The following is a 23,354-nucleotide window of genomic DNA, read 5'->3' as shown; positions in this document are numbered from 1 at the left end:
ATGGAGCCATTGCGTAGCAATGACGAAGAATTAAAGACCGTAGGTCGAATTTCGGAATCTTGTAGGTTGAACTTCCGAACTTTCGTGTGTATCAAAATAAGTACATGAATACGAAAAGTTGTCTCCGTATGAATTTGGGGGTATGGACACAGGAATGCTATAATAAGATTGTAGGGAAATGAAAGAACCTCATCACTTGGGGGAAGTCATTGAACAAGGAGAATACTGTATATGGCAAATCGTAACAAACACATCGTCCGTACCGAAGCCGCTGCTCTGGCATTGACCGCCATTTTAAGCGGTACCAATGCCCTGCCTGTTTTTGCACAGGAGTCTGTCACCGACAAAGGACATACCGTTGAGAAGAAGTCCGATGCCGTGAATGACATCAAGACTGCTGAAAAGAATTGGGACGAAAAGCAGAAGGTACTCGCTGAAAAGCAGACCGCCTATGCCAAAGCTGTCAACGATCAGGCAAATGCCAAGGCGGCTCTGGAAGAAGCCAAAAAGGCAATAGAGAACGCAAAGACAAACGTTTCGAATGTCCAGAGTGAGATTACAAAGCAGAATACTGCCATTGCCGATGCCAAGAAGAATATCACCGAAAATGACACGGAACTGGAAAAGACCGCACAGGCAACGAAAGACGCCATGTCTGCCTTAGAGGATGTCAAGACAGCCAATCCAATCGGTGCCGAAGAAGAACTGAACAAACGGATGATGGAATCCCAGTCTGCCAATGAAGCCTTAAAGAAAGCAGAAACTGATCTTACCAAGGCCAAGGCAGGAAAAGATACGGCAAAGGATGTTCTGACGTCTTACCAGACGGCCTTAGAGAAGGCAACCGCTGATAAGGAGTCTGCCATCGAAGCACAGTCCAAGGCAGAAGAAGAGCTTGCTAGTGCCAAGGCAAATCAGGAACTTGCCGACAAAGCATTAGCGGATGCCATCGACCTTCGGGATAACAAGACCACACAGGAACAGACCGAAAGCTATCGGGCATGGCAGAATGCAAAGGCAGAAACCGAAAAAGCTCAGTCTGCCTATGACGAAGCCGAAAAGGCCACAGAGTTAGCAAAGGCAGATTACGATGCGACTACAAAGGCTATGGAATCAGTCAAAGCCGATCCCACAACAGTTACCAACACCGATACTGCTCTGACGGAAGCCGAGACCAAGGCGAAGACTGCATTAGAAGCCCTGAATACTGCCAAGGCGACCGAAGCTGAAAAGCAGACGGCTTATGAAACGGCAAATCAGGCGGTAACCGATGCCAAGTCTGCCGTTACCAAGGCACAGACAGAAAAGGATACCGCAGACAAGGCTGTTACGGATGCAGAAACCGCCCTTGCTCAGGCAGAAACGGATGTCAAGGCAAAGACGGATGCAGTCGCTCTTGCACAGGAAAATGTTACCAATGCAGAGAAGGCACTTTCAGACGCAGACGGAAAGATTGCAACTGCACAGACGGAATATGAGAATGCCGAAACGACAGTACAGAACGCACAAACGGCAGTAACTACTGCACAGAAAGCATTAGACGATGCCAATGCCAAGGTCAAGGCTGCCGAAGCTATCATCGCACAGGGATCGCTTGGATTCTTCCAGTCAAGAGCAAAGGACATGAACCTTTCGGAAGAAGAACGAAACGATGCACAGATCGCTTGTGACATTATTCAGTTTGCAGCAACCGAGGATAGTTACAAAGTAAGTTATCGTCATAGTGCTGGCGTTCCGGAAGGTATTACCCATATCGGAAAAGAAGGGGACGCAACCAATCTGGAAAACATGAAGACCGCCATTGACATGATAAAGACTGGAAACGACCTTCGTGTTCAGGATGATAATTTCACAGGACTTTCCCCTCTAAATGTAGCGGATTCTGTAATGGCGTATGCACAGGCTTCGGCCAATATGGAAAAATATACTTCTGACCATTGGATACCAACATCAGGAAAGTATGAAGAAGCAAAGCCTTCTGCTATGGGTGAAAACGTAGCTTGGGGTTGTGGAGAACAAGCATATCAGGGTTGGTATCAGACAGAAAAAAACAATTATGATGTTGCAAATGCGTATCGGAAAGAACATCCACAGGCTTCCGATGACGAAATTCGTAAAAATTGTGGTGTCGATCCAACAGATATCGGTCATTATAAAAATATTGTAAATCGTTCATATCGATCCACCGGATTGGGTATAAATGGCGTAGATACGAAATACTTGGCCACTAACACAGAGGTTCAAGATTTCAATATGTTCACTCAAGGTGTTTCCTATGACACCTATAAGGCTTCTTTTGATGCCTACTATGACAAAGTCCATGCCGACCTGGATTCAGCCAAGAAGGAAGCAGAAACAGCTAATACTGCCCTCACCAAGGCGCAGACGGAACTGGACAATGCGAAGGCTGCCCTTTCTGAAAAGTTGAATGCTCTTAATCAAGCCAAGGCAGACAATAATGTGGCTTCCCTGACAGCTGCCGTAGAGACTGCCAAAGCAAACCTTACCAAGGCAGAGCAGGCAAAGACCGAAGCAGAAAAGAATAAAACTACCCTTGCTACTGCCCTTTCCGACAAGCAGAAGGAAGCAGGCGAAAAGGCAACTGCTTTTGTCTCTGCACAGAATGTCCTTGCAGAGAAAGAGACTGCATTGACCCATGCCATGACCGCTTGGAATACTGCCAAGGCGGATACCAAAGCAAAGCAGACTGCCTACGATACTGCCGTACAGAACGTAAAGGCGAAAGCCGATGCCGTCACCGCCAATGCCAAAGCACTCTATGACAAGAAGGCAGCAGATCAGGCGAAAGCAAGTACTGTCCTTTCTAATGCAAAGCAGGCAGAATCCAATGCTAAGGCAACCTTCGATGATGTCGTCAGCGGAAAGGCTATTCCGTCCTTACAGGCAAAAGCGTCAAAAGCAAAGGATTTGGTCAATGAAAAGACCAAGGCGAAGACCGATGCCGATGCTGCCGTAGCAAAGACAAGTGCCGACATCCAGACAGTTACCAAGGCGATTACCAAGGCACAGGCTGATGTTAAACAGGCAACGAAGACTGTGTCCGATGCCACGAAAGCCAAGGCCAATGCCGAGTCCATCGCCAAAGCAAAAGCAAATGCTTATCAGGAATCCGTCAAGGCAAAACGGGCGATCACCGATGCCGAAGAAAAGGTGCAGACCGCAAAACAGAAGGAATCGGACGCCTTGAGCCGAAAAGAAATGCTTACAAAGTCTCTGACCGACCTGAATCAGGAACTGGATCGGTTGACAGCTCTGCTTACCAAAGAACAGGAAACTGTCACAACTGCTACTTCCAATCTGACAGAAAAAGAACATACTGTCGCCGAGAAGGATTCCTTGGTACAGAATGCAAAGGCAGAACAGGATCAGGCTTGGAAGGACACCCTTCCTACCACCGCTCTCTTAAACAGTCTGCTTACCGTGACGGATGGTGCCAATACGACCTTCGATAAGGCAGAGCCAACGGATATGACCTTCCGTGCCAATGGTTCCCTTCCCTACTTCAACTATCTCACCGTAGACGGTGATTATGTGAATGAAGAGAACTATGACCTGAAGGAAGGTTCTACGATTGCCACCCTGCATAAGGATTTCTTGAACAGTCTCAAGGCAGGAAGGCATCAGTTGACTTTTGTTTATACCTATGGAGAAGAAGATACGACCTTTATCGTAAAAGACGCTCCTGTTGTCACGGCAACGGCCAATGTCGCTGCTGTAGCCAATACAAACCACGCTACTGTAACCGATACAGACCAGAGAAGAGTCGAAAGCAAAGCAAAGTCTCCTAAGACCGGAGAACCGACTTCTGCTCCTGTCGGACTGTTGACCGCACTTCTTTCCGGAATGGCTGTGTTCGGTATCGAAAAGAAGAAAAAGAAGTTCGTTCGATGAACTTTAACTCCTCGCTTTCGCCTTGCGAAAGCTCAGAATATCTGATCTGAAAGTAAAGAATCAAAGATCAAAAAAGCACCCTTTTCTCGATAGAGAGATCAGGGTGCTTCTTGTTTTTATAAAGTCTCCACCAGAAAGCCCATCACCTTGAAGATAATGGGTGGTTTATCGTTCTTCCTCGTAATCGTCCAACAATTTGTCGCTGACGTTTTTCGTCTTTTCCGTATTCATATCTTTGTCTTTTTCGGTATCCTTCACCAAGCATTTTGTTGCATCCTCAATGTGAAGCAGGAAGTCACTAATGTTTTGGTAACAGATTCCATTATCAAGCATTTGCGGTTTTCCCTGATACAAGACGCTTTTTCCAATGATTTTGCATTGATACAACCGCTCAAAATCATTACACAATTCCTGATTGGCCAAATGGCGGTATTGCTTTGGTACGATCACAGAACTTCTTTTGATCTCATAGATAAGTGCTTCCTGTGTGTTTGGATTCAGGATATAGAAGTCGAACTCTCCGTTTCCGATGTCGTCCGCTTTCCCGGTTTCCATTTTTGATAACGCCGGACATTTCATGACATCCGTTTGAATCACATTTTCCAAAATGTGTCCAACCGCATCCTGATGCAATTTTTCGAGAAAAACGGTTTGCGTTCTTTGGAAAAGTTTCCGAAATTGCATGGAATGTACGATGTTATTGATAAGGATTTCTGCAAAACAATACTGCATCCCGCATTGCGTAAAAAAGATTTCACCGTTTGGTTTTTTACTCAGCACATCCAATTTCATTAAAAATTTTGTCATGAGTTCAAAATCGGACTCTTTGATCCCGGTCGCAGGCTGCATTCGTAATTGCTCTGAAATGTATCGACATACCTCTGTATGATCTTTCCAGTTTGCTAATGCAACCTTATCCTCTTTCGGAATGTCCTGTTGGATGGTCAAGTCTTTTGCTGAACCAAAATTGTTGGACTTTGAGAACACTCCCTGTACGACATTCAGAGAAAATTCCCTCGCCTGTCTCTCTATGGTTTTGTTGATAACGGACTCCAACATACCACTAATGTATAAGTCATACAGTCGTCTGTGAGGAATGTCACGTCCGCCCACCTCGACACTTTTGCAAATATTCGAAACAATGGCGGTATTCGTGTACTCCGCTAATGAATCTTCATTATATATCTTTGCTCCATCCGTTAATGTGCCGCCATATCGGATATAATCATCTAATGACTTTCCAAGCAAATAGTGGAACTCGGCAAAGGAAATATAAGTGGTATGAATCAAATCAATTCGGTCGAAGAGTTCGTCTTCTTTGGCGAATAGCATGGCAGCACTATCTGTCCCGGCAATGACGATTTTCTTTGTCGGATAATCGTCATAAAGAGAAGATGACAGTCTGATAAAACCGTCTGCTTTTGTGATTTCATCAATAAAAATATAGGTTTGCGGAACGTTCTGGATGACATTTTCAATATCAACATAACTATCATTGGGGGTGCATTTCATGAAAACAACGTTGTTACAGTCCATTTCCGAAATGGTCTGATACATTAAGGTTGTTTTTCCTGTCCTTCGCAGTCCATAGATACCGCAGACCTTGTGACTGGAATTGTGTAAAAATGTATCTAAGTCAGCTTTGCAGAAACGACTATGACGTACACCATCTGTCGCAAGGGTTTGTAATTCACGGGTGATAAATTCTTTCAGATCGTCACTTGTATATACCTGCATAGTGCTCCCCCTTTTCTTTGATCTACTTATTTTAATTATAGTTGACAATCGCCGTGTTTTCAACGATTGGAGTCCTTTTTCTTATGGCATAAGACCCCCGCCCCATGCGAATAGGATTCTTTTTTTGTCCTATTGCAATCGAACATACGTTTGGTTATAATAGCAGTAAACCTAGAACGTATGTTTGCCATCTACCTCAGCAAAGGTGGCTCTGCTGTATTCACATCACTACACGAAACCTCTCAATTCCGTGCCTGTTCTTTAGGTTCGAGCAAAGTCCAACTTTCCCTTTTTGCTCAAAACATACCCCCGATCGTCTCAATAGTGTACTGAAATAAATACACGAATTTGAAAAGTCATCTCCGTACCAATTTGAGTGTAAGGGGGTGTGTGCGATATAATATATTTGTAAGGAAGAAAACAAAACAATCGTTCATCTCTTATCTGAACAGTCTGAACTATCGTGACGATCTGATGTTACTTACATTCCTTACAAATTCGACCTACGGTCTTTAAATCTGACCCTTTGTTACACAAAGGCTCAGATTATTGGTCTACAAGAAAAAGGAGAGGTCTTTATATGTTTCAGTATTCATTTCAGCACATTCCGTCCGCATCATTTATTCTTTCCAACTGGTCAGCGAATGCTCAATTTTCTTCTTACTTCATCCGTGCCTTTGAGAACTGCCACGATGAGGATTCTGCTTTTGCCGTCATTCAGTACGCATTGAACTATCCGATTCAGCAGGCCTTACAGAGCCACGACTTCTATGGCTGCGTGTCCAGAGAGGACTGCCTTCAGGACATCTATCTGGTTGCTCTGGAGCGTTTCCGTGCATTCCGTCCCTTCTATCTCAAAGTCCTGAAAGGGGATAAGGAATTGGATGTCAATACTGCTTTAGACAAAGGAATCATCTCCAAAGAGGAACAATCCTTCCTACAGAACATGGTGGACAACTTAACCAAGACCATCGGTACCAATGCCTGCCCCTTCTGCAATGAGGAAAGCTTTACCGAGTGTATCAACCATTTTCTGAGCGAACATCCAAGGAAATGTGGTACCCTGACCGTCAGCCTTCGTGCCGTACCTCCCATCTCCTACTTCGACAAGAATATCCGCCATGCCATCGCCCATGCGACCGCCATGCAGACCGGAATCCCCGACAACGATCGGAAGCGGATGAAGCGGGTACTGGACGGGAAGGAAGTCCCGAAGAAGGCAGCCACCGTTCGTACTCTGGAACGGATCATGCAGTCCGGCAATGCCACATCTTTCGATGCCATCATTGACGAAATTAGCGACCGCTCGGACGACCCGAACAATAGCAAGATCAGCTCTGCCCTCTCCCACATGGAGTCCGTTCCCTCAGCCGAGGATCAGTATTTCTATGAGCAGGACGAGTGCTGCCTTTCTGCCATCACGAACTATCAGGATGCCGTCAATGTGGATCGGAATCTCAAACGGCGGATTGCACAGAAGTTATTCTTTGAAAAGCAGATGGAACGGATCTGTAACGGTGACATCGACCTGTCCATTCGGGAGTTGGAAGATATGACCGAACAGATTTTGCAGAGCCACGAAATGTAAAGGAAAGGAGAAAGAGATGTTATCACTACCAATCGCAGGATGGGTGACTGTGACCATCAATAATACCGTCCTTGGAGCTGCAAGCTACCTCGATGATGTGCCGTCCATTGTCTTGGATGCCTTCATCTCGTGCCTGACTGATATGGCAACCACCGACCTTCCGACTCATCTTTCCATCACGCTCGATGCCGAAGGATACCAGTTCGGTTGCCTTGTCTGGAATCGTACCCTGTATCTTGTCAACAACGCCAAGAACGAACCGCCCTACCTCAATATGACGGAAGTACCGGTCGATGATCTGGCCGACTACCCGCCCGACAATTTGGACAAATACCTTGTCACCCTTGCACATGAAGTCTATAACGACATCCACGACCATCTGGACGACTGGTGCCACTACAATCCCGATGCCTTCGATTCCGAAGAACGGCAGGAAAAATACCGGCACCTCTATCAAGGCAAGCTCTACCAACTGCGTGCTCTCATTACGGCTCTCGAAAACGGCGATATGTTTGTGCCAGTCATCGTTATGTAAAGAAAGGAAGGTAGGTATTTCGCTATGGCAAGAACAATGGTAAAGGTAACCTTTGACTATGATAACAATAACTTCCCCTTTGGGGAGTACAAGACACCCGGTCTGTCGGACTATGCAGGAACGTTTTCCTCTGTCATGGATCGGATGTCCGAACAGGAAAAGGAAGACGCCTTCCAGTTTACCGGGAAAGCAAGCAAAGACGACTATACGTTCTCTGACGGACATCGCTTTGCAGGAACGATAAGGTTTTGACAAGCTATATCGTCTTGCTCGTTAGGGAAAGATCGGAAATGCAAGCAAATGCAAGCAAAAGCACCCCCTTCCAAAAGGAAAGAGGTGCTTATTTTTTATTGTGTCCTTCCTTTCCTATGCAGTTCTGTAAGGTCATACTGCGTCATAAGATACTCGGAATGGTACTTTGCATCGTTCTGAGACACCTGCCCTGCTGCCACACGAACGATCCCGTCACCCTCATTTGAAAGGATGGTGTACAGGTCATCACAATAGATGGACTTTACAACGTCACCGGGACGAAGTTTTGTACGCACGGTCCTTGTACATCTTTTTGTTGCTTTCGGTGTAACGGCTTTCTCACGCTTTGGCTCTTGAACAGGTGTCTTTGCCTTTGCTGTTACTTTCTCGGATTTCTTCTTTGGTGCAGTCCTCGTGACCGTTTTCTTCACAGTCACTTTCTTCCGTGCTTTAACTGGTGGATTGGTCTTTGGTTTGGCTTTGCCGTCAAAGTATTGCTTGGCACTTGTGCCTTCCCGTTTCCGGACCTTTTCTTCGACCTTGCCATCGGGCGTAAGCGTCAGCGTGATCGCATAAAACTCTGTCCAGAACCGCAAAACGCCATCTTCTTCTTTTCTTACGGTGATGTCTTTTCCGTATTTCCGGTGAGCGTAATACAGGAGCTTATTTCTTACCTTCGGCATCGTTCATTCCTTCTTTTCGATTTCGGTCAGGAGATTCCAGACTGTATCAGCATTCATTCTGCCAATCTCCTTGTTGCCGAAATCCCTTGTGGGATCCACCTGTTCGGCCGCTTCAATAAGGCTTCGTACGGCATCCCGTCCGCATACCCGAATACTGCCGTCCTCGTTGAATACCTTCTTGGCTGCATCGCAAAAATGCTTTTCGTTCTGAGTCATACTCTTATCACCTCATACATTCTTTTTTTTATTTCAATCGGTCACGACCATAGTTAATCACGGCCCTGACCTCATCATTCGTCCTGTTCTTGCCCTTCTTGCGGTTACATCGCCAACATAGCGTCTGGAGATTCGTCTCATCATCACCGCTCCCGCCATTCGCAACGGGAACGATATGATCTATCTCCAGAAGAAGGAAATCACCGAGACCCGGAACCAGATCGTCCAAATATCCCTTCGATATGCCACATATCTGACAGGTGTAATGGTCACGCTCCAAGACGTGCTGCTTCATTGCCTTGGTCACATACCTACGGCGAGCCGTGGCACGTTTCTCTTCTTCCTCCTCAGCAATCTCATGCGTCAGATTCGTGTATTTCTGCCTATTGCGTTTCGATACGGAGAAAAAGAAGGCGGCAATGATGACGGCAAAACCTAGAAGGAGAATTAAAAGCAGGATGACAGTTGCACTATTCATTGATTTATTCCCTTATTTCCTTTCAATAAATTCGTCTCGTGTTTATTCATCCCTTCTTAATTTTACGGAATCATCTTCTATCCCATACGGTATTAGCAGATTGGAAAACAAACGTAAGTAGAAAGGAACTTTTTCCTCATCGGGCATCTGTTCCCATTTATCAAAGTCGATCCCCAGATAGTGCTGTTTGATTGCATTTTTAACTGATTCATAATCAAATGACGCCGTTACTACATTCATGCTTTTGTTCTCCTTTGCTACGCTATTTTGTCTGAATACGGCAGACTGTCACTAATTCTTCCATAGCATCACCATTTGTAGTGTCAAAGCACAAATTTTTCTTTACGCTTCTTCTATGCGTAAATTCTTATGGAACAAATAAAAAAGACCTACCAGACATATTGCTGATAGGTCGACTTACAGTCTTTACTTCCTCGCTTTCGCTTTGCGAAAGCTCTGATAGGTCTTTTGTTACTATGCTAAGAAAGGATTACTTATACTGGAGGGTTCCATTTCCATGGTTGGTGGAGATTCGAACACGAAGGTCAGGCGGTTCGTTTGGTTTCCATTTGTAGTAGATATGATATGCAGGTGTACGGTATGCCTTCTCTGTTGCCGTCTTTCCGCTGCTATTGATGGTCAGGTCAAGAGCGTACTTGTAGTCCTTCTTGCCCTTGGCAATGCCATCCGATGCACTCACGATCGGGAATCTGGTGTTGTAGGTCAGGATCTTGGCCGCTCCGATGGTGGTGCTGACCGTATGCCCGGCTTCACTTCCGTCCTGTTCACCAAAGGTACGGTCAATGAGCGGAGACTGGGTGTAAATGGTACGTTTCTTCAATACCAGAGCATTCATGTTGGCATTTCCGTAGTCGAAGTCGGTACCATAACCAGTTACACTTGATCCATAAGAAATCGACTTTACCGTAGCGAACTCGCCATACTGGAAGACGTTGTAGTTTGCCTTGAAGAAGGCATCATAACTTCCGTAATTGTTCCAGATCGTTCCTGCATAGGCATTGGAATGCGGGGTGACATAAGCACCGTTCAGCTTTTCGTTCAGACTGTCGTTCCGATAAATCGAGGATACGGCATCGAAGTTTCGGATGTGGGTCTTGTTACCACTCACATTATGTCCGATGTCGTCACCCGGGTGGTTATTCGTAATCACATCGTTCTTCACATCGGTCTGTTGATTGCCTGCCTGATCGGTCACTTCGACTGAAACGGTCAGGTCCGTTTCTCCGGTCAGGTCAGGGTCTTTGTAGAGATTGCCCGTCCATGTGTAGGTTGCATAGGCGTCTGCACTACCTTCCCTGTTTTTCTGCCCTCCGGTACGTGTCAGGTCAGACGATTGTCCATTCTGATAGGTCAGGGTCTTCGTCTTTCCATGATTGCCCTGAATCCGAACCAGAATGTTCTGGATGCCGGACACGTCACAGTTGTTATGGAACGCTTGACTGTTCTTGTCGGTCACGGTCAGTTGAATGGTCGTTGTCATCTTCTGATCCAGTTCGGTGGCATAGTCCTGATCGGACTTAATGGTACGGTTGTCTCCATACTGACTGTTTCTCGTCTGACTGGCAATGCTCTTTGAATTCATGTCCGTGAGGTCAGAGAACCGTGTCTGGGTGATGTTCAAGGCACTTACGACCGGCTTTGTCTTGTCATACTTTAAGGTGTGATTCTCTGCCGTGTAATGCGGAGCGTACTTGTAACCAAAGTTCTCCGGGTACAGCTTTTTGCCTTCGTAGAGATTGTCCGCCGTCCAGACCTTCCACTCGACCGCACCTTCTACGGTGTCCGTAGCCGTTGTTCCGGTATTGCCGATCGAGTTTGCAATGGACTGCGGATCCCAGTCCGACCCGTTCCATCCCTTGTGTAAGGATGCAAGGTCGCCTGACTCGCTATGTCCTTTCTGTCCTTCTCTTGTAATGAGCTGTTTCTGTACGCCCGAACCCAAGAAGTCCGGCTTCTGGAGCAGCTTGTCATCGTCCTTTGCCCGGATCACGATCGGACTGCTCACCCACTTGGATTCGTCATAGGGAACAGGTTCTTCTGCCGTATAGGTGTAGTCCCGGTCCACAAACTGTCCTTCGGTACTGACCGTGGTGTTTCGTATCAGATACCACGGCGAGTCGGTCTTAGCCTGTTGGTCATGGGTACCCTTGGTACTGTCGTAGGTATAGCCCCCGTCCAGACTGGGGTCTGCATAGATAACCTTTCCGTCCGCACCCGTCTTTGGTGTTTTGTTCGTGGTATTCCCGTCTGACTGGCCCATGTTGACTTCGATCCGGTCATGCTTTGCTCCCGTGGCATTTATTTCATCCGCAGAGACCGGAAGTACCATCGAAGCCGACAAGATCAGTACGGACAATACCCGAACGATTTCTTTCCGCTTCATAAAAAAGTCCGCCCTTTCTAAAAAACATTTCGACTGCTTTACGCTCAAATTTCTCTATTTCTTCTATGCGTAAAATCTTATGCAAAATATCTATGGTTAAAAATAAAAAAAAGAGAGAGAAGAAACGATTCCTCTCTCTCATAGCCTTTGTCTTTCCAAAAAGTTCGACCTTCTGAGTTATCGCAGAGCGATAACGAAGAGTTAACGACCGTAGGTCGAACTTCGGTCTTTAACTCTGACCCTTTGCTATGCAAAGGCTCAGAAAGCCTTACAGGGTCTTTTCGATCTCTGTCAGCTCATTGTCCAGTTCATCCAGACGTGCAATGATTTCACGATTACGGTCGGTCAATGCTGCAAGCTTGGCCTGATTCTCCAAGGTGTCCGGCATATTTCCAAGACGGATGATCTTCTTTCCGATCTTGGCATTCTCCTTATTCAACGCCTTGACTTCCTTCTGCATGGTTAAAAGTCTCTTTAATGTCCCATCCATAAATAAAAATTCCTTTCCAATCCACATTAAATCCATTCATTGGATTCATAAATTCCTTACAATTATTCTATGGTTAGAATTTATGCAAAACAACGACTTACCAAACAAATCATTGTACTTTTATCCGTACAAATTGATCCTTCCGAATCAAGCAACTTGTTGCTTGTCTCGGAAGAGTACGCCCGCCGGGAGTCGAACCCTTATGGGCCTTCGGACGGAGTCCTCAGAACCCATAATGGGTCTTCGGGTAAAACCCTCAGAACCCAGAGCCGGAATCTGTTTCCCAACAGATTCTTTCGACAGACCTTTTCTGCCCGAGCGTAACCAAATATATTGTCTTTCTTCTTTATGAAAGGAGGAACTACCGCTTCACAGCGGCAAGTGGGAAGGGCAGGAGTCGAACTTGCCTAGAACCAAAAGAAAGAAATTCGGTAGGGAACGCATAAAAGCGAGGAAAAGAATGCGTCCCTATCGCAAACGTTATTATGAAGTACTTTTCTAAGGTTTTTCTTTTGAAAGGAGAAACGTTTGTCTCTTTCTTTTCTTCCCAAGGTCACGCCCGTTTGGAAGAACCAAAACGAGCGTTGGAGGAAAGTATCTGCTCATGGTGCTCTTACATTATTTCTATGGTTAAAAACTTATGCCAAAAACAGATCGGTTTCTTTTCTTTACCGCAATGGTTCATTCCTTGCTCTGTCCTCAATGACTCTGTAATGTTCTACTACTTGTTCTACGGCGTTGTCCATACACTCCTTTGTGTAATCATTGTCGATCCACATGACCTCACAGTTGTCACAATACCTTCCGTCACAGGATTTTGCCTTGCTCTCAAATCGGGAGAACTCTTCGTCTTCTGCCAGTCTCCTTCTGTCAAAGATGGCACCTTCCTTTTCGGACTTTCCTCGAATGATAGCGTGCTTTCGTGCTTCCATAGGGTCAGACGATACATACACGGCAAGGAAGTTCCGGTCAGGAAACCTCTTGGTCAACTGATCCAGTCCGATCGGATCAATCACATAGATGTCGCAGTTGTCGATCTGGTCTTCGGTCGTGAAATATTCATACTCCCCGATCTTTGTTTCCGCAGCACGGTCGGTCAGCCGGTCAGCTTCCTCTTTCGTGACAAAGAGATGTGTCCCCGTCTCTCCCTGCCGTTTCGGTCGGGTGGTATAGGAAATCACCCGGTCTAGGCCATATTTCTCTTCTATCCGCATAGCAAGGGTGTCCTTTCCTGCCCCTGACCGTCCGAGAATGCAAAGCATCGCATTTACCATGACATTTCCTGTGAACTACTCCGACTTATTGAAGTCGGCGCTTCCTGCTTCAACCACTACTGCGTTCCTAACAAGTTACCTTGTCGGCTCGTCTTATACAATGTCCACAGGCGTAAATTCGGATCGTTCCTACCCTATTGTTTATAGTTACGCTGATTCTAAAATCCTCAATCCTTCTGCCTTGATATTGATAGCGGCATTCCAATCCCTATCTATTCCTTTGTGACCGCAATGAGGACAATCCCATTTACGGATTTTAAGGTCTTTGAGACTTTCATTCCTATATCCGCACCAATGACAGAGTTGGGAACTTGGGAACCATTTATCTACTTTTACCAGATAACCACCTCGGTCTTTTAGTTTGTATTCCAAGAAGTTTACAAACATTCCGTAGCCATTATCTAAAGTAGCTTTTCCATTTCCGAAGCCTTTATTTGCCATAGACCTCATATTCAGATTTTCTACGCATACACAAGTGTACTGATTGGCTATCTCAGTAGATTTCTTATGTAGAAAATCTTTTCTTTGATTCGCTATGTGTCTATATATCTTGGCTATTTTCTTTTGTTGCTTACGATAATTATTACTACCAATCGTCTTGTGTCTCAGCTTACGTTGTGACTTTGCTAACTTATCTTGCGACAATCTATAGTAATGTGACATATCGCAGTCATTACCATTGCTATCTACATATAACCCATCTGATTTATAATCCAAACCTAATGTATTCTTTGATGTTACAGGAACATATAGCTCCTCGGTTTCATACTCAAATAAAGCAGATACTTGGTATGTATTATCCCGATTTTGAGTGATGGTAGCTGATTTCAGTTTCCAGTCTCTATTGGGTTTTCTGTGTATTTTAGCTTTTACTTTCCCTAACTTTGGCAGTTTGACATAATCATCGCCAATTTCTATGTTGTTATGCGTAAAGTTCGTTGTGTATGTTTTCTTTGCTTTATGCTTCTTTTTATACTTAGGATACCCGCCTTGTTTTTTGAAAAATCTGTCAAAGCCATCAGCCAAATGGAAAATTGCATTGGTTAGGGCATACTTATCAACTTCCTTTAGGAATAAAAAATCTGTCTTTAGATGTTGGGTACAATAAGTATTCGCTGCCAGTTTGGATAGATGTTTTTCTCCATTCTTATATCGTTCTTGTTGTACACTAAGCATCTGATTATACACAAATCTGCAACAGCCAAAAGTCTTTTGACATAATTCAGCTTGTTCTTTATTTGGGTATATAGCGTAAACATAGGCTTTATATGCCATAAGACTTCTCCTTTCCGTAAGGTTATAGTTGTTGACGGTGCTAACCCCTCCCTACGTCGTTGAGGAAGGGGATTGCGCATCTGTTTTCAGTTCATTAAACCGATAAATGCTACTGTCTCTGTGTTTACCATCATGGAAAATGCCCTCCTACAAATATTGCCTTCTTTTTTTTCTTAGCATATATATAATATCATTTCGTTATATAATGCGTCAAATTGATACGGAGAGAAATTTGTGTCTTACCGATATGCCAATCTCTTTTTCGGTTCTTGGTAGATTCCGGCAGCAATACGAATCTTCTTAATAGCTTGTGCTTCCAACTGGCGAACCCGCTCTCGGGAAACACCTAAGATGGCTCCCACCTCTCTCAAGGTCATTCCCTCGTTCCCGTCAAGGCCATATCGACAGGTCAGAATGTAGCGGTCTTTCGGGCTTAAGTTTGCCCGATCCATCAGAGCACGCAGGGTTTCCTTGTCCTCGAACGCTTCCATCATTCGTTGTGTGGTGTCGTCTTCGATGAAGTCACCCACCGTGGAGTCCGTCTGGTCGTCCGGGTTCAAGACCGGCTTATCCAGACGGATGGTGTGGGTATGAGCCGTTTCCCGCAGGGCAGGAACGGCCTGCACATTGATGTGGAACTGCTCTGCCACCTCTTCATCCGTCATGGCATCGAACTCCTGATAATTCTTCTTGTATTTCTGCAAGGGAATCATCATATAGACGGCAAGGTTCACATCGGATTCTTCTTTGATCTGTTTTCTCTGTACCATTCGCATGATGGCGTTCCCGGCATAGGTCGAAAACCGAACCTCGTGGCTTGGGTCATACAACTCTGCTGCTTTTAGGAGCGTCAGAATGGCTTCCGTGATGGCGTCTTCCTTATCGCTTCCGTAATAATATTTGTCTACGGTCAGACAAATCAGACCGAGATTCCGGCAGATAAACTCAATCGGGTCTTTTCCCTTCCGAACGTTCTCGATCATCTGCAACTGCTTTTCATCACTATCCACATACACATAGTCCGGGTAAGCCCGTCTCAGGCTTTGAACGATTTCTGTATTTTTCGCATACATTTTGTGTGCCCCTTTCCTATTTCTGAGTCTTTGCGTAACAAAGGGTCAGAGTTAAAAACTATAAGTTGAACTTCTGAGCTTTCGTCTTGCGAAAGCGAGGAGTTAAAGACCGTAGGTCGTACTTCCATCCTTACAATTCTTCTATGCGTAAAATATAAAAAGAAAATCCAATGGAATGATAAAAAAAGCAAAAAAATACCTGCAAGGATTTTCTCCTTACAGGTATTCCTGTTAATACTTACTGGTCGTCTGTATTGTTTTCAGTATTCTGGTTTGTATCCGATGCTTTTGCATCCTGACTCTTGTCTGTCTGGTCTGCATCGGTTACGTTAGCAGCGTCCTGATTGGCCTTGTCCTTCTGCAAGATCTTCTCATATCCGGTCTGGGTGTCTACCACACGGGAGATTGCCATGGACTTGCCACCATTCGTTGCCTGTGTGAATGCAGGCTGATCGCTACGGTTAAGAAGAATCTGCAACATACTGGCTCTCGTGGTTCGATCCGATGTGTCAATGGCTTTGCCGTCACCGTCAAAGGCGTTCTTCACATAGATGTTTTCCAGAGCAAATCCGGCCGTTGCACCCGAGCCGTCATCACCGTCCTCGGTCTTTACAAAGTTGACCAGATCACCCTTTCGTAACAGTCCGGCATCCGCATTCTCCGCTGAAATGGAGAGAGAAACTTCCACGGGGTCGGTAAAGGTGTTTTCCACATCCTTTGTCGATACCGTCTCCTTGGTCGAGAGAATCGAACCCTTTCCGATGTCCACGGTGGTCTTGGTGTCGATCAGGTCGTTTACCGAAGAAAGGGCGTCCTTCGGGCGGTAAGTGTCGTCCATGTTGATTCCTGTGAGAAAGTCCTTCCAGTTATCCTTGGTCAGAACGGTTCCCCGTGGAATCTCTGTCTTTGCAATGACCGTCATCGTGGAAGATTTCGGGGTATTGATATACCGCTCCAGATAGACCAGTCCACAGAAAATGCCAAGGGCAACAATTACGCCAATGATGGCATAGACATACTGCCCTTTTTCCTTCTTTTCCTTCAGATGCAGGTTCTGAACCGTTGGTGTGTCGGAAAGCCCTTCGACAAGCATTTCCTCTTCTTTTGGTTTCTTTTTGAATAATGCCATAAATTTTACCCTCGTCCGTCATTCTCAAACGCTGTAATATCCATCATCTCTGTTACTGCAACCGCAGGAAGCGTTCCCGTTACAGAAGCACCTACATGGTAGTTCTCTGCATTTTTTGTCTCCACCGGAGCATCGCCGTTGGTTCGATTGTCAAACTCAATCATGGATCCCTTGCCGGTGTCCATAGTCGAACCACGGGTCAGAAGAATCTGCTTTAGTCCATTGTCGGTACGGTTGGCAAAGGCGACCCGTGCATAAATGGTCGATCCGACCGGGAACACATTGTCCTTCTGAGTGATCTTTTTCAGATACGGTTTGGCAGAAGTTCCGGTAATACTGGAAATCTGGTCTGCCGGACTATGACACGCTCCTACTTTTCCATCGGTGCAGTCGTAAGGGTACACCCGGTAAGAGTCGGCGGTGTTCGTATTTCCGATCCGCTCGACTACAAAGAACTCCAGTACCTGAATCCGCTTGTCGGATGCCATGTTATGTAACGATCCGCTCTGTGGTCGGAAGTCACCACCAAGGTCAAAGTTTCGCTTGATGGCCTGATTGAAAACGTCTGCCGTGTGCTGCTTGGCAGAAGCAGATGCTTTCGCCGACCCGTTTCCGGCAAAGGTTTCGATGATGTACTGGCGGCCCTGCTCCGTATCGGTATGATTCGACCAAATCGCATCGGACAGGGCAATCTGTGTTCCGTTATGCAGTTCTTCCTGTGCCAGTTCCGCATTATCGTTTAACATTTGATAATGCAACAGTACCGCCACAAGAATAAACAAAGTCATGCAGAGTACAGTAATCAGGGCATTGGTCGCACCCCGCTCTTTCCTTAATTCCGACATACGGTACTCCTTACGATGTGATAGGTAATGGGATGTTTCTTCTCCGGTGCTCCACCGATCCATACCTTTCCAAAGACGTCTTTCATCGGGGTGTAGAAATAAATGGTAATGTCCATCTTGACCTGTTCCCCGTTCTTTGCCTTTGGAACCGTCCCAATTCCGGAACTTTTATTGACTTGCGGGCTTTTCAGATCGATATTGGAATTGTCTTTGGATGCAACGGCGGTATCACTCGTGCTTGGCGTTAAATGGATGCCATTCTCTGCCAAGGCTGACCGAAAGTTTTTGTCAATTTCATCGGTCCATGCACCCGTTTCTTCCATCTGATAGAGCGTGTTCTTTGCGGCCAGATCAATCGCCATTTTCATTCGAATGCTCTTCGCAAAGTCCAGATATAACAGCATGAGGGCAGAAATAATGACAAAGACGAGCATGACTTCAAATAAGTCGACCGCACTTCCTTGTTCCTTTTTGTTTGCCTTCTGCATGATGTTTCCTTTTTCTTAATGAAGAGAAAAGGTTAGGGCGTGTCAAGCACGCCCCATCCTTTGATACACTACATGGTCGGATTAGTGCTGACCGTCAACATTACCGCTATCATTCGTAGTGTTATACAAACTATTGATAGCATTGGTTGTACTGTCGCTCATTTTATGGGTTGTCTTTACGAACATATTCTTCGCAATGACAAGGACAACGATGGCAACGATGACCAGTCCGATGACGGTGGTGATTTCCATACCGCCCTTCTCACCGTTTCGCTTTTCCTTTGCTTTGAGATAAGCAGCCTGTAGTTTCTTCTTGCACCAATTCATAACTTTTACCTTCCTTTTTGTAAAAAGTTGCAGAAAGAAAAGATTTCTTTCTGTGATTTCTGTGGTTATATATTCTATGGTTAAAGTGTTATTCAGAAAAATCACTTAGCCAAAGATTCCCTGAACCTTAATGACCTGTGCCATGCCGAAAATCATCAGGAAAAAGATCAAGGCAAAGAATCCGAGGGAAAACAGTCCCATTTTCTGGTCAAGGTCGTTCTCTTCTGCCATGCCTTCCGCTTCCGACATGGAATTGACCTGTGTCATCATATCGTCCAGATACTTGTCGTTCACGCCATACAACATATAGTTCCTTAGGAAAATCTTTAAGTTCATGACGTTTAAGTTCTTGAACTTACTGTCAAAGGCTTCAATCGCATCCAGATTGGAAACGTTCTGATTGCCAAAGTCATTGATTAAGGCATCCAGAGCCTTCTTGAACCGCTTGTTCTTGACCAAGGGTTCACACGCCATCAGAGCGTCCGTGATAAAGAGGTTGGCTCCCAGTTGCACCCGAAGGTTCATCAGGATCATAAAGACATCCTTTTGGATCTCCCGATTGTCCGAGGAATTCATGGCACGCATCAAAAGGTCAAATCCGAAGAACCCGGCAAGAAATCCAAAGACGGCAAACTTGTCAAACAGGAGCTGAACACCCACCGCAATCACGGCACCCGACACTAACATCAAAAGAATGTAGGTTGCCGGAGTAACGGGAAAATTAAACCGATCCTGTATGCCCGTCTGGATGAGATACCGCTTGAATCTCCTTGTCTTGTCGGAAGAAAGGACCTTTGTTAAGGCATGGTCAAATCCTTCCATGGCCGCCTTCTGATTGTCCTCCGTAAAGGCTTTCATCAGAAGAACCACGACCAGAATGGAAGCGAAACCGGCGATTCCGCACATGGCGATGATTTTTAAGATATGCACAATCGGATATATGTTCGTAAGTTCCATTCGCTTTCTCTTTGCCTTTCCAATACTTCTATGGTTAAAACGTTATTCAGAAAAAGTTAGTCTGCCGAGATCGTCAGGGCCAGAATCGCAATCACCACCATGGCCGCCATAATCGCAAGGCTGATGGTATTGTGCAGGATAATGTTTAAGAATCCTGCATAGAATCCATTACAGGACACGATCGCAACGATTCCCATACCGGCAAGCATGGCACCGTTCACTCTGGCATTTCGAAGGATGGCCTTCTTTTTCTCCAACGTGTTGTTGTACACGATCAGGGTCTTCGACAGGGCACGAATCGTCTTTCCGTACTCGCCCGAGGTCTCAGAACAAAGATAGAGATTATTGATGGTTGCATAAAACTGGTCGGATGCACTCCGCTCACTTAAATGCCGAATGGCGAGCTGCTTATTGTTGGTCGCATTGGCTTCCGCCACACAGGTTTCGAGCATGGAACGGAGTGGTTCATCCATACTGGGATAAATGTCCTGAAAGATAGAAATAATGTCCGCCTGTCCTGCTGCACTCGACATACAGGAGTTGATGAAGGGGAGAAGTTCGCTGTCAATCTTCATCTTCCGATGTCCGATAATGGTTCGTGACACCTGAACAATCGCAATCAGGACAACCACTACGACAATCAGTCCCAGAAGAATGGACTTGGCAAGGACGGACACGGCAAGTCCGATTCCTAACAACAGGAGGATCACCCCGGCCAGTACCGAAGCTTCGTTCGCCCCCGGAATCTTGTCCAGAATACCGGTCTGACCGATAAATCGGAAGAGCTTGTCCCAAGACGAGAACTTAATGTCGGCAACCCCGGCACGGTCTTCCTGCAACTTCTGTGCCAAGGCTTTTCGCCGAAGGGAAGACACCTTCTCCATGTTCCCGGCGATCTTTGCTCCCAAAATGGCAAAGACCTGATCTTTCGCCAACCACTTCACCAAGTGGTAGACAAAAAATCCTACGGCAACACCTAGGGCAATCCATAAGGCATAGGTTAAATAGATATAAGTCTGCATAGCAGAGTTCCTTTCTCTTAAAAGCCCATCATTTCGAATGCGACATCCTCTACGCCATGCGAGATGTCTGCATCATCTGAAACATCGTCAATAAAGGTTTCTTTGTCATTCTGATAGATGATGTCGTCTTTCCCATGTTCTAACTCGTCAGGGTCAGGTAACTCATTATCTAACTCTGTTAAGTCGGGTAATTCATTATCTGCTTTGTCAGGGTCAGAGTCGGATAGTTCTGCCTTGTCAAAGTCAGGCATGAGATAGTCCAGAGGGTTTTCTTCCTCTTCCGGGAAGGGATCGTCCATTTCTTCCCCAGTAGCAAAGTCAATCCCCATGGATACAGGTTCTTTCTCAGAAGTTGAAGGATAGGATTCTTCTTCTGTCTGGAGAACCTCTTCCTGCGGAGTCGGGGTCTCCGGTTCTACGGTATGCTCTTCCTGCCGCTCTTTCAGAAGGTCATCCAGTTTCTGATTCAGCTCGGAAAGCTTATCATTCAGGCAGTTCCAACGCTCCTCATCTGCCTTGGACTGTTCTGCCAGTTCTTCCGAGACTGGTCGTATCCCTTCCGACACAGTTTCTTCGATGGTATTGGTGTTTGTTTGCATATCTGTTGATTCCTCCACAACGATCTCTTCGGGTTCTGACGGAATGGATTTCTCTGGCTGATGGTCTTCTTCAGGTTCTTTTGGAAAGTCCGCTAAGAATTCTACCTTATCGTCTTCAGGTTCTACCTGTTCCTTGGACGGTTCTTTTACAGAAGCCTTGGACGGCTCCTTCACGGATTCCGTAATCATGTCATAGTCCACATCATCTTCTTCGACCGGCTCTTCGATTTCCTTACCATCTTCTCCGATCCGATCAATGCCCTTGCTCTCGTTATACACGTCATGGAAGTCGAAGAATCCTTCGACCTTGGGGTTATACTTTGCCGTGACGATCTCTGAGATATGGTAGTCCTTGACATAAATGACCGTGTCCATGGCCTGAAACTGGTTGGCATACTGCTTGGCGGTCATTTTTGAGTCCGATTCCATGGCGTAGTCGATCATCTTCTGGTATCCGTCATGGGCGGAAATGGAATGCACGGAAGTCATACATTGCGATCCGGTATAGGTGGCGTAGGCAATCTGTGCAGCTTCAGGACCTTTGACCTCACCGATGACGATAATGTCAAACGATTCCATCAGGGCCAGTCGTCCGATGTCGACAATGGAGTAGGAAATACTGGTGCCGTTCTTCTTCGGTACGATCCTTCGAAAGACCATCTCAGGGTGGTCGTCACAGAACAGCTCCTCGGACTCCTGAATGACATCGCAGGAACGGTTCTTCGGGGTCACGTCCAGTACCGCATTGATGAGAGTGGTCTTTCCGGAACCATTGGGTCCGCAGATTAAGAAACTGTGCCCATTAAGCCAACGGTCCTTGATCCATTGTTTCTGTTTCTCGGTCATGTAGTGGGACTGGACAAGCGTGTCAAAGGTCTTTTTATGCTTTAAGATCTTTCGGATCAGAAGGGTTGGCCGGTCATTCGTGTTTACAAGGTCGGATACCAGAGAGAACCGGAGGATGGAATTGTTCGAAGAGTCCTTATCCGTAAAGACCTGTGCTGCATTACTGATGGCCGTGTTGGTATTGTTTCTGGTCGTGATATGCTCAATAAACCGAATGTAGGCATCCTTCGAGGGGAATCGGATGGGGTTTCCGTCTTTGTCGGTTGCCGGATACCGCTTGCCCCGTTTCTTAATGCAGATGTCGTTCTCATTCACCAGACGGATGTCGGAGATTTCGTCATCGTTATTGATCAAATCGTCTATGATGTCAAATCCCCACAGAGCTTTGTCAATGTCGTCTGCAACGGCGGTGGCAGCTTCCGTGGAAATTTTCCGCTTCTTTCCGTCCTCCAGAATTCTCTGTCGGAATTCGTTTCGATCCAAGGTCTTTTTCTGCACCTGCAAGTAGACACGGTTACTGGGATTATTGATATAGTCCCGCCAGACCTTATCGAACGCTTTCTTTTCCTTCTCGACCTTGGACTCATCCTTGTTTTCGGAATTGTTTAAGTCCGTAAGCTCGGGAAGGGTCTGTTCTAACATATCCATCATTGCATTTCTCCATTTAATTCTGTCTCGTCCTCTTCTATATGGTCAGACGCCCGGATCAGCTCATTGTCCACGGTCAGACTGTACCGCCCGGAACAGATTTCATTGACGGGAAACCAGTCTCCCTTGGTCACATTCTTTTTCTGTCCGACCCGGGGAACGAACAGTCCGTCCTTTCCCTGCATTCCCTGTAAGAACACCCGGGATCCGATATGGTCAACCAGACTTAAGATGGCAGAACGCTTGCACTTATGATTGGAGACCGGGAAGAAGTCCAAAAGGTAGAGGTAGGACGTACCCTGCTCGTTCTTTTGCAAGTGTCCGTGTAAGACCAAGGTCTCATAAAGCTGCCGTTTCATAAAGTCTGCCTTTTTCCCTTTGTCTTTCAGAACAACCGGGATGGAAGAAAGCCGGTTGTCCGGGGATAAAAAGCACAAGGGGAAAGTTCCTTTCCAAACGTCCATGTGTGCGGATTCTGTCGGCTTGTCCCCGACAAATCCAATCAGATAGCAGTCGTTGTAAGATTCCATGAAATACCTTTCTATTGGTCAAATGGTTCGATTCGTTCATTCATGT

Annotated in this window: 23 protein-coding genes; 4 read left to right on the top strand and 19 right to left on the bottom strand. The window is 45.9% G+C overall.

What is annotated here, in order from left to right:
* The first annotated feature begins 231 nt into the window (after positions 1–231).
* Positions 232–3,912, top strand: coding sequence for a CAP domain-containing protein (locus ACKX2L_RS06515; RefSeq protein WP_497552895.1), 3,681 nt, complete (start codon positions 232–234; stop codon positions 3,910–3,912).
* 165 nt (positions 3,913–4,077) lie between these two features.
* Here the strand turns inward: ACKX2L_RS06515 and ACKX2L_RS06510 are convergent, their stop codons facing one another.
* Positions 4,078–5,712, bottom strand: coding sequence for an ATP-binding protein (locus tag ACKX2L_RS06510; protein ID WP_497552894.1), 1,635 nt, complete (start codon positions 5,710–5,712; stop codon positions 4,078–4,080).
* A gap of 517 nt (positions 5,713–6,229) precedes the next feature.
* Between ACKX2L_RS06510 and ACKX2L_RS06505 the strand changes: the two genes are divergently transcribed.
* The 3 genes from ACKX2L_RS06505 to ACKX2L_RS06495 are packed head-to-tail and all read left to right on the top strand — an operon-like array spanning position 6,230 to position 8,024.
* Positions 6,230–7,237 carry a hypothetical protein gene (locus ACKX2L_RS06505; RefSeq protein WP_497552893.1) on the top strand — a complete coding sequence of 336 codons (1,008 nt, stop codon included), beginning with the start codon at positions 6,230–6,232 and terminating at the stop codon, positions 7,235–7,237.
* Positions 7,238–7,253: 16 nt separating this feature from the next.
* Positions 7,254–7,772: a hypothetical protein gene (locus ACKX2L_RS06500; protein ID WP_497552892.1), complete on the top strand. Its 519-nt coding sequence runs from the start codon at positions 7,254–7,256 to the stop codon at positions 7,770–7,772.
* Between the two features lie 24 nt (positions 7,773–7,796).
* Positions 7,797–8,024, top strand: a complete 228-nt coding sequence (locus tag ACKX2L_RS06495; protein WP_497552891.1) for a hypothetical protein — start codon at positions 7,797–7,799, stop codon at positions 8,022–8,024.
* 95 nt (positions 8,025–8,119) lie between these two features.
* On the opposite strand, the gene ACKX2L_RS06490 is transcribed toward ACKX2L_RS06495, so the two are convergent.
* The 18 genes from ACKX2L_RS06490 to ACKX2L_RS06405 form a co-directional block, all read right to left on the bottom strand.
* Entirely contained in the window at positions 8,120–8,707 is a 588-nt protein-coding gene (locus ACKX2L_RS06490; RefSeq protein ID WP_497550968.1) for a hypothetical protein, read from the bottom strand.
* A gap of 3 nt (positions 8,708–8,710) precedes the next feature.
* Complete coding sequence (locus ACKX2L_RS06485; RefSeq protein ID WP_497550967.1) at positions 8,711–8,923, bottom strand: hypothetical protein; 213 nt, start codon at positions 8,921–8,923, stop codon at positions 8,711–8,713.
* Between the two features lie 28 nt (positions 8,924–8,951).
* Entirely contained in the window at positions 8,952–9,401 is a 450-nt protein-coding gene (locus ACKX2L_RS06480; protein ID WP_497550966.1) for an HNH endonuclease, read from the bottom strand.
* 42 nt (positions 9,402–9,443) lie between these two features.
* Positions 9,444–9,641 (bottom strand): hypothetical protein, encoded by a 198-nt coding sequence (locus ACKX2L_RS06475; RefSeq protein ID WP_497550965.1) that lies wholly within the window; start codon positions 9,639–9,641, stop codon positions 9,444–9,446.
* 250 nt (positions 9,642–9,891) lie between these two features.
* Positions 9,892–11,805, bottom strand: a complete 1,914-nt coding sequence (locus ACKX2L_RS06470) for a hypothetical protein (protein WP_497552890.1) — start codon at positions 11,803–11,805, stop codon at positions 9,892–9,894.
* Positions 11,726–11,947 (bottom strand): hypothetical protein, encoded by a 222-nt coding sequence (locus ACKX2L_RS06465; RefSeq protein ID WP_497552889.1) that lies wholly within the window; start codon positions 11,945–11,947, stop codon positions 11,726–11,728. The genes ACKX2L_RS06470 and ACKX2L_RS06465 overlap by 80 nt, the downstream gene beginning before the upstream one ends.
* A gap of 126 nt (positions 11,948–12,073) precedes the next feature.
* The gene (locus ACKX2L_RS06460; RefSeq protein WP_497550963.1) at positions 12,074–12,295 is read right to left on the bottom strand and encodes a hypothetical protein; all 222 of its coding nucleotides are present in this window, start codon (positions 12,293–12,295) and stop codon (positions 12,074–12,076) included.
* 668 nt (positions 12,296–12,963) lie between these two features.
* On the bottom strand, positions 12,964–13,569 hold the full coding sequence (locus ACKX2L_RS06455) for a hypothetical protein (protein ID WP_497552888.1): 606 nt from the start codon (positions 13,567–13,569) through the stop codon (positions 12,964–12,966).
* 147 nt (positions 13,570–13,716) lie between these two features.
* Complete coding sequence (locus ACKX2L_RS06450; protein ID WP_497552887.1) at positions 13,717–14,844, bottom strand: RNA-guided endonuclease TnpB family protein; 1,128 nt, start codon at positions 14,842–14,844, stop codon at positions 13,717–13,719.
* Between the two features lie 239 nt (positions 14,845–15,083).
* Complete coding sequence (locus ACKX2L_RS06445) at positions 15,084–15,917, bottom strand: sigma-70 family RNA polymerase sigma factor (RefSeq protein ID WP_497552886.1); 834 nt, start codon at positions 15,915–15,917, stop codon at positions 15,084–15,086.
* 238 nt (positions 15,918–16,155) lie between these two features.
* Positions 16,156–17,046, bottom strand: a complete 891-nt coding sequence (locus ACKX2L_RS06440; RefSeq protein WP_497552885.1) for a CpaB family protein — start codon at positions 17,044–17,046, stop codon at positions 16,156–16,158.
* Positions 17,047–17,051: 5 nt separating this feature from the next.
* Positions 17,052–17,891 (bottom strand): hypothetical protein, encoded by an 840-nt coding sequence (locus ACKX2L_RS06435; protein ID WP_497552884.1) that lies wholly within the window; start codon positions 17,889–17,891, stop codon positions 17,052–17,054.
* Positions 17,879–18,379: a hypothetical protein gene (locus ACKX2L_RS06430; RefSeq protein WP_497550950.1), complete on the bottom strand. Its 501-nt coding sequence runs from the start codon at positions 18,377–18,379 to the stop codon at positions 17,879–17,881. The genes ACKX2L_RS06435 and ACKX2L_RS06430 overlap by 13 nt, the downstream gene beginning before the upstream one ends.
* Positions 18,380–18,460: 81 nt before the next feature.
* Positions 18,461–18,706 (bottom strand): hypothetical protein, encoded by a 246-nt coding sequence (locus tag ACKX2L_RS06425; RefSeq protein ID WP_497550949.1) that lies wholly within the window; start codon positions 18,704–18,706, stop codon positions 18,461–18,463.
* A 105-nt stretch (positions 18,707–18,811) separates the two neighbouring features.
* The gene (locus tag ACKX2L_RS06420; RefSeq protein WP_497550948.1) at positions 18,812–19,663 is read right to left on the bottom strand and encodes a hypothetical protein; all 852 of its coding nucleotides are present in this window, start codon (positions 19,661–19,663) and stop codon (positions 18,812–18,814) included.
* Positions 19,664–19,719: 56 nt separating this feature from the next.
* Positions 19,720–20,685 carry a hypothetical protein gene (locus tag ACKX2L_RS06415; protein ID WP_497550947.1) on the bottom strand — a complete coding sequence of 322 codons (966 nt, stop codon included), beginning with the start codon at positions 20,683–20,685 and terminating at the stop codon, positions 19,720–19,722.
* 17 nt (positions 20,686–20,702) lie between these two features.
* Complete coding sequence (locus ACKX2L_RS06410; protein ID WP_497550946.1) at positions 20,703–22,781, bottom strand: ATPase, T2SS/T4P/T4SS family; 2,079 nt, start codon at positions 22,779–22,781, stop codon at positions 20,703–20,705.
* A complete protein-coding gene (locus ACKX2L_RS06405) occupies positions 22,778–23,308 on the bottom strand; it encodes a hypothetical protein (RefSeq protein WP_497550945.1) in 531 nt (176 codons plus the stop codon). The genes ACKX2L_RS06410 and ACKX2L_RS06405 overlap by 4 nt, the downstream gene beginning before the upstream one ends.
* Positions 23,309–23,354 lie beyond the last annotated feature (46 nt).

It is taken from the genome of Porcibacter vitabionis (assembly GCF_046263795.1).
In the GTDB taxonomy this organism is placed as follows: Bacteria; Bacillota; Clostridia; order Lachnospirales; family Lachnospiraceae; genus Lachnocurva.
The sequence above is the reverse complement of the archived record's forward strand: the minus strand, read 5'-3'. Positions and strand labels throughout refer to the sequence as shown.

Bases quoted from the DNA above. Each gene is read 5' to 3' on its own strand.
- ACKX2L_RS06460 (WP_497550963.1), bottom strand. From the start codon at position 12,295: ATGGATGGGACATTAAAGAGACTTTTAACCATGCAGAAGGAAGTCAAG.
- ACKX2L_RS06405 (WP_497550945.1), bottom strand. From the start codon at position 23,308: ATGGAATCTTACAACGACTGCTATCTGATTGGATTTGTCGGGGACAAG.
- ACKX2L_RS06485 (WP_497550967.1), bottom strand. From the start codon at position 8,923: ATGACTCAGAACGAAAAGCATTTTTGCGATGCAGCCAAGAAGGTATTC.
- ACKX2L_RS06455 (WP_497552888.1), bottom strand. From the start codon at position 13,569: ATGGTAAATGCGATGCTTTGCATTCTCGGACGGTCAGGGGCAGGAAAG.
- ACKX2L_RS06415 (WP_497550947.1), bottom strand. From the start codon at position 20,685: ATGCAGACTTATATCTATTTAACCTATGCCTTATGGATTGCCCTAGGT.
- ACKX2L_RS06465 (WP_497552889.1), bottom strand. From the start codon at position 11,947: ATGAGAGAGAGGAATCGTTTCTTCTCTCTCTTTTTTTTATTTTTAACC.
- ACKX2L_RS06505 (WP_497552893.1), top strand. From the start codon at position 6,230: ATGTTTCAGTATTCATTTCAGCACATTCCGTCCGCATCATTTATTCTT.
- ACKX2L_RS06495 (WP_497552891.1), top strand. From the start codon at position 7,797: ATGGCAAGAACAATGGTAAAGGTAACCTTTGACTATGATAACAATAAC.
- ACKX2L_RS06420 (WP_497550948.1), bottom strand. From the start codon at position 19,663: ATGGAACTTACGAACATATATCCGATTGTGCATATCTTAAAAATCATC.
- ACKX2L_RS06470 (WP_497552890.1), bottom strand. From the start codon at position 11,805: ATGAAGCGGAAAGAAATCGTTCGGGTATTGTCCGTACTGATCTTGTCG.
- ACKX2L_RS06445 (WP_497552886.1), bottom strand. From the start codon at position 15,917: ATGTATGCGAAAAATACAGAAATCGTTCAAAGCCTGAGACGGGCTTAC.
- ACKX2L_RS06435 (WP_497552884.1), bottom strand. From the start codon at position 17,891: ATGTCGGAATTAAGGAAAGAGCGGGGTGCGACCAATGCCCTGATTACT.
- ACKX2L_RS06490 (WP_497550968.1), bottom strand. From the start codon at position 8,707: ATGCCGAAGGTAAGAAATAAGCTCCTGTATTACGCTCACCGGAAATAC.
- ACKX2L_RS06440 (WP_497552885.1), bottom strand. From the start codon at position 17,046: ATGGCATTATTCAAAAAGAAACCAAAAGAAGAGGAAATGCTTGTCGAA.
- ACKX2L_RS06425 (WP_497550949.1), bottom strand. From the start codon at position 18,706: ATGAATTGGTGCAAGAAGAAACTACAGGCTGCTTATCTCAAAGCAAAG.
- ACKX2L_RS06410 (WP_497550946.1), bottom strand. From the start codon at position 22,781: ATGATGGATATGTTAGAACAGACCCTTCCCGAGCTTACGGACTTAAAC.
- ACKX2L_RS06475 (WP_497550965.1), bottom strand. From the start codon at position 9,641: ATGAATGTAGTAACGGCGTCATTTGATTATGAATCAGTTAAAAATGCA.
- ACKX2L_RS06450 (WP_497552887.1), bottom strand. From the start codon at position 14,844: ATGGCATATAAAGCCTATGTTTACGCTATATACCCAAATAAAGAACAA.
- ACKX2L_RS06480 (WP_497550966.1), bottom strand. From the start codon at position 9,401: ATGAATAGTGCAACTGTCATCCTGCTTTTAATTCTCCTTCTAGGTTTT.
- ACKX2L_RS06430 (WP_497550950.1), bottom strand. From the start codon at position 18,379: ATGCAGAAGGCAAACAAAAAGGAACAAGGAAGTGCGGTCGACTTATTT.
- ACKX2L_RS06500 (WP_497552892.1), top strand. From the start codon at position 7,254: ATGTTATCACTACCAATCGCAGGATGGGTGACTGTGACCATCAATAAT.
- ACKX2L_RS06515 (WP_497552895.1), top strand. From the start codon at position 232: ATGGCAAATCGTAACAAACACATCGTCCGTACCGAAGCCGCTGCTCTG.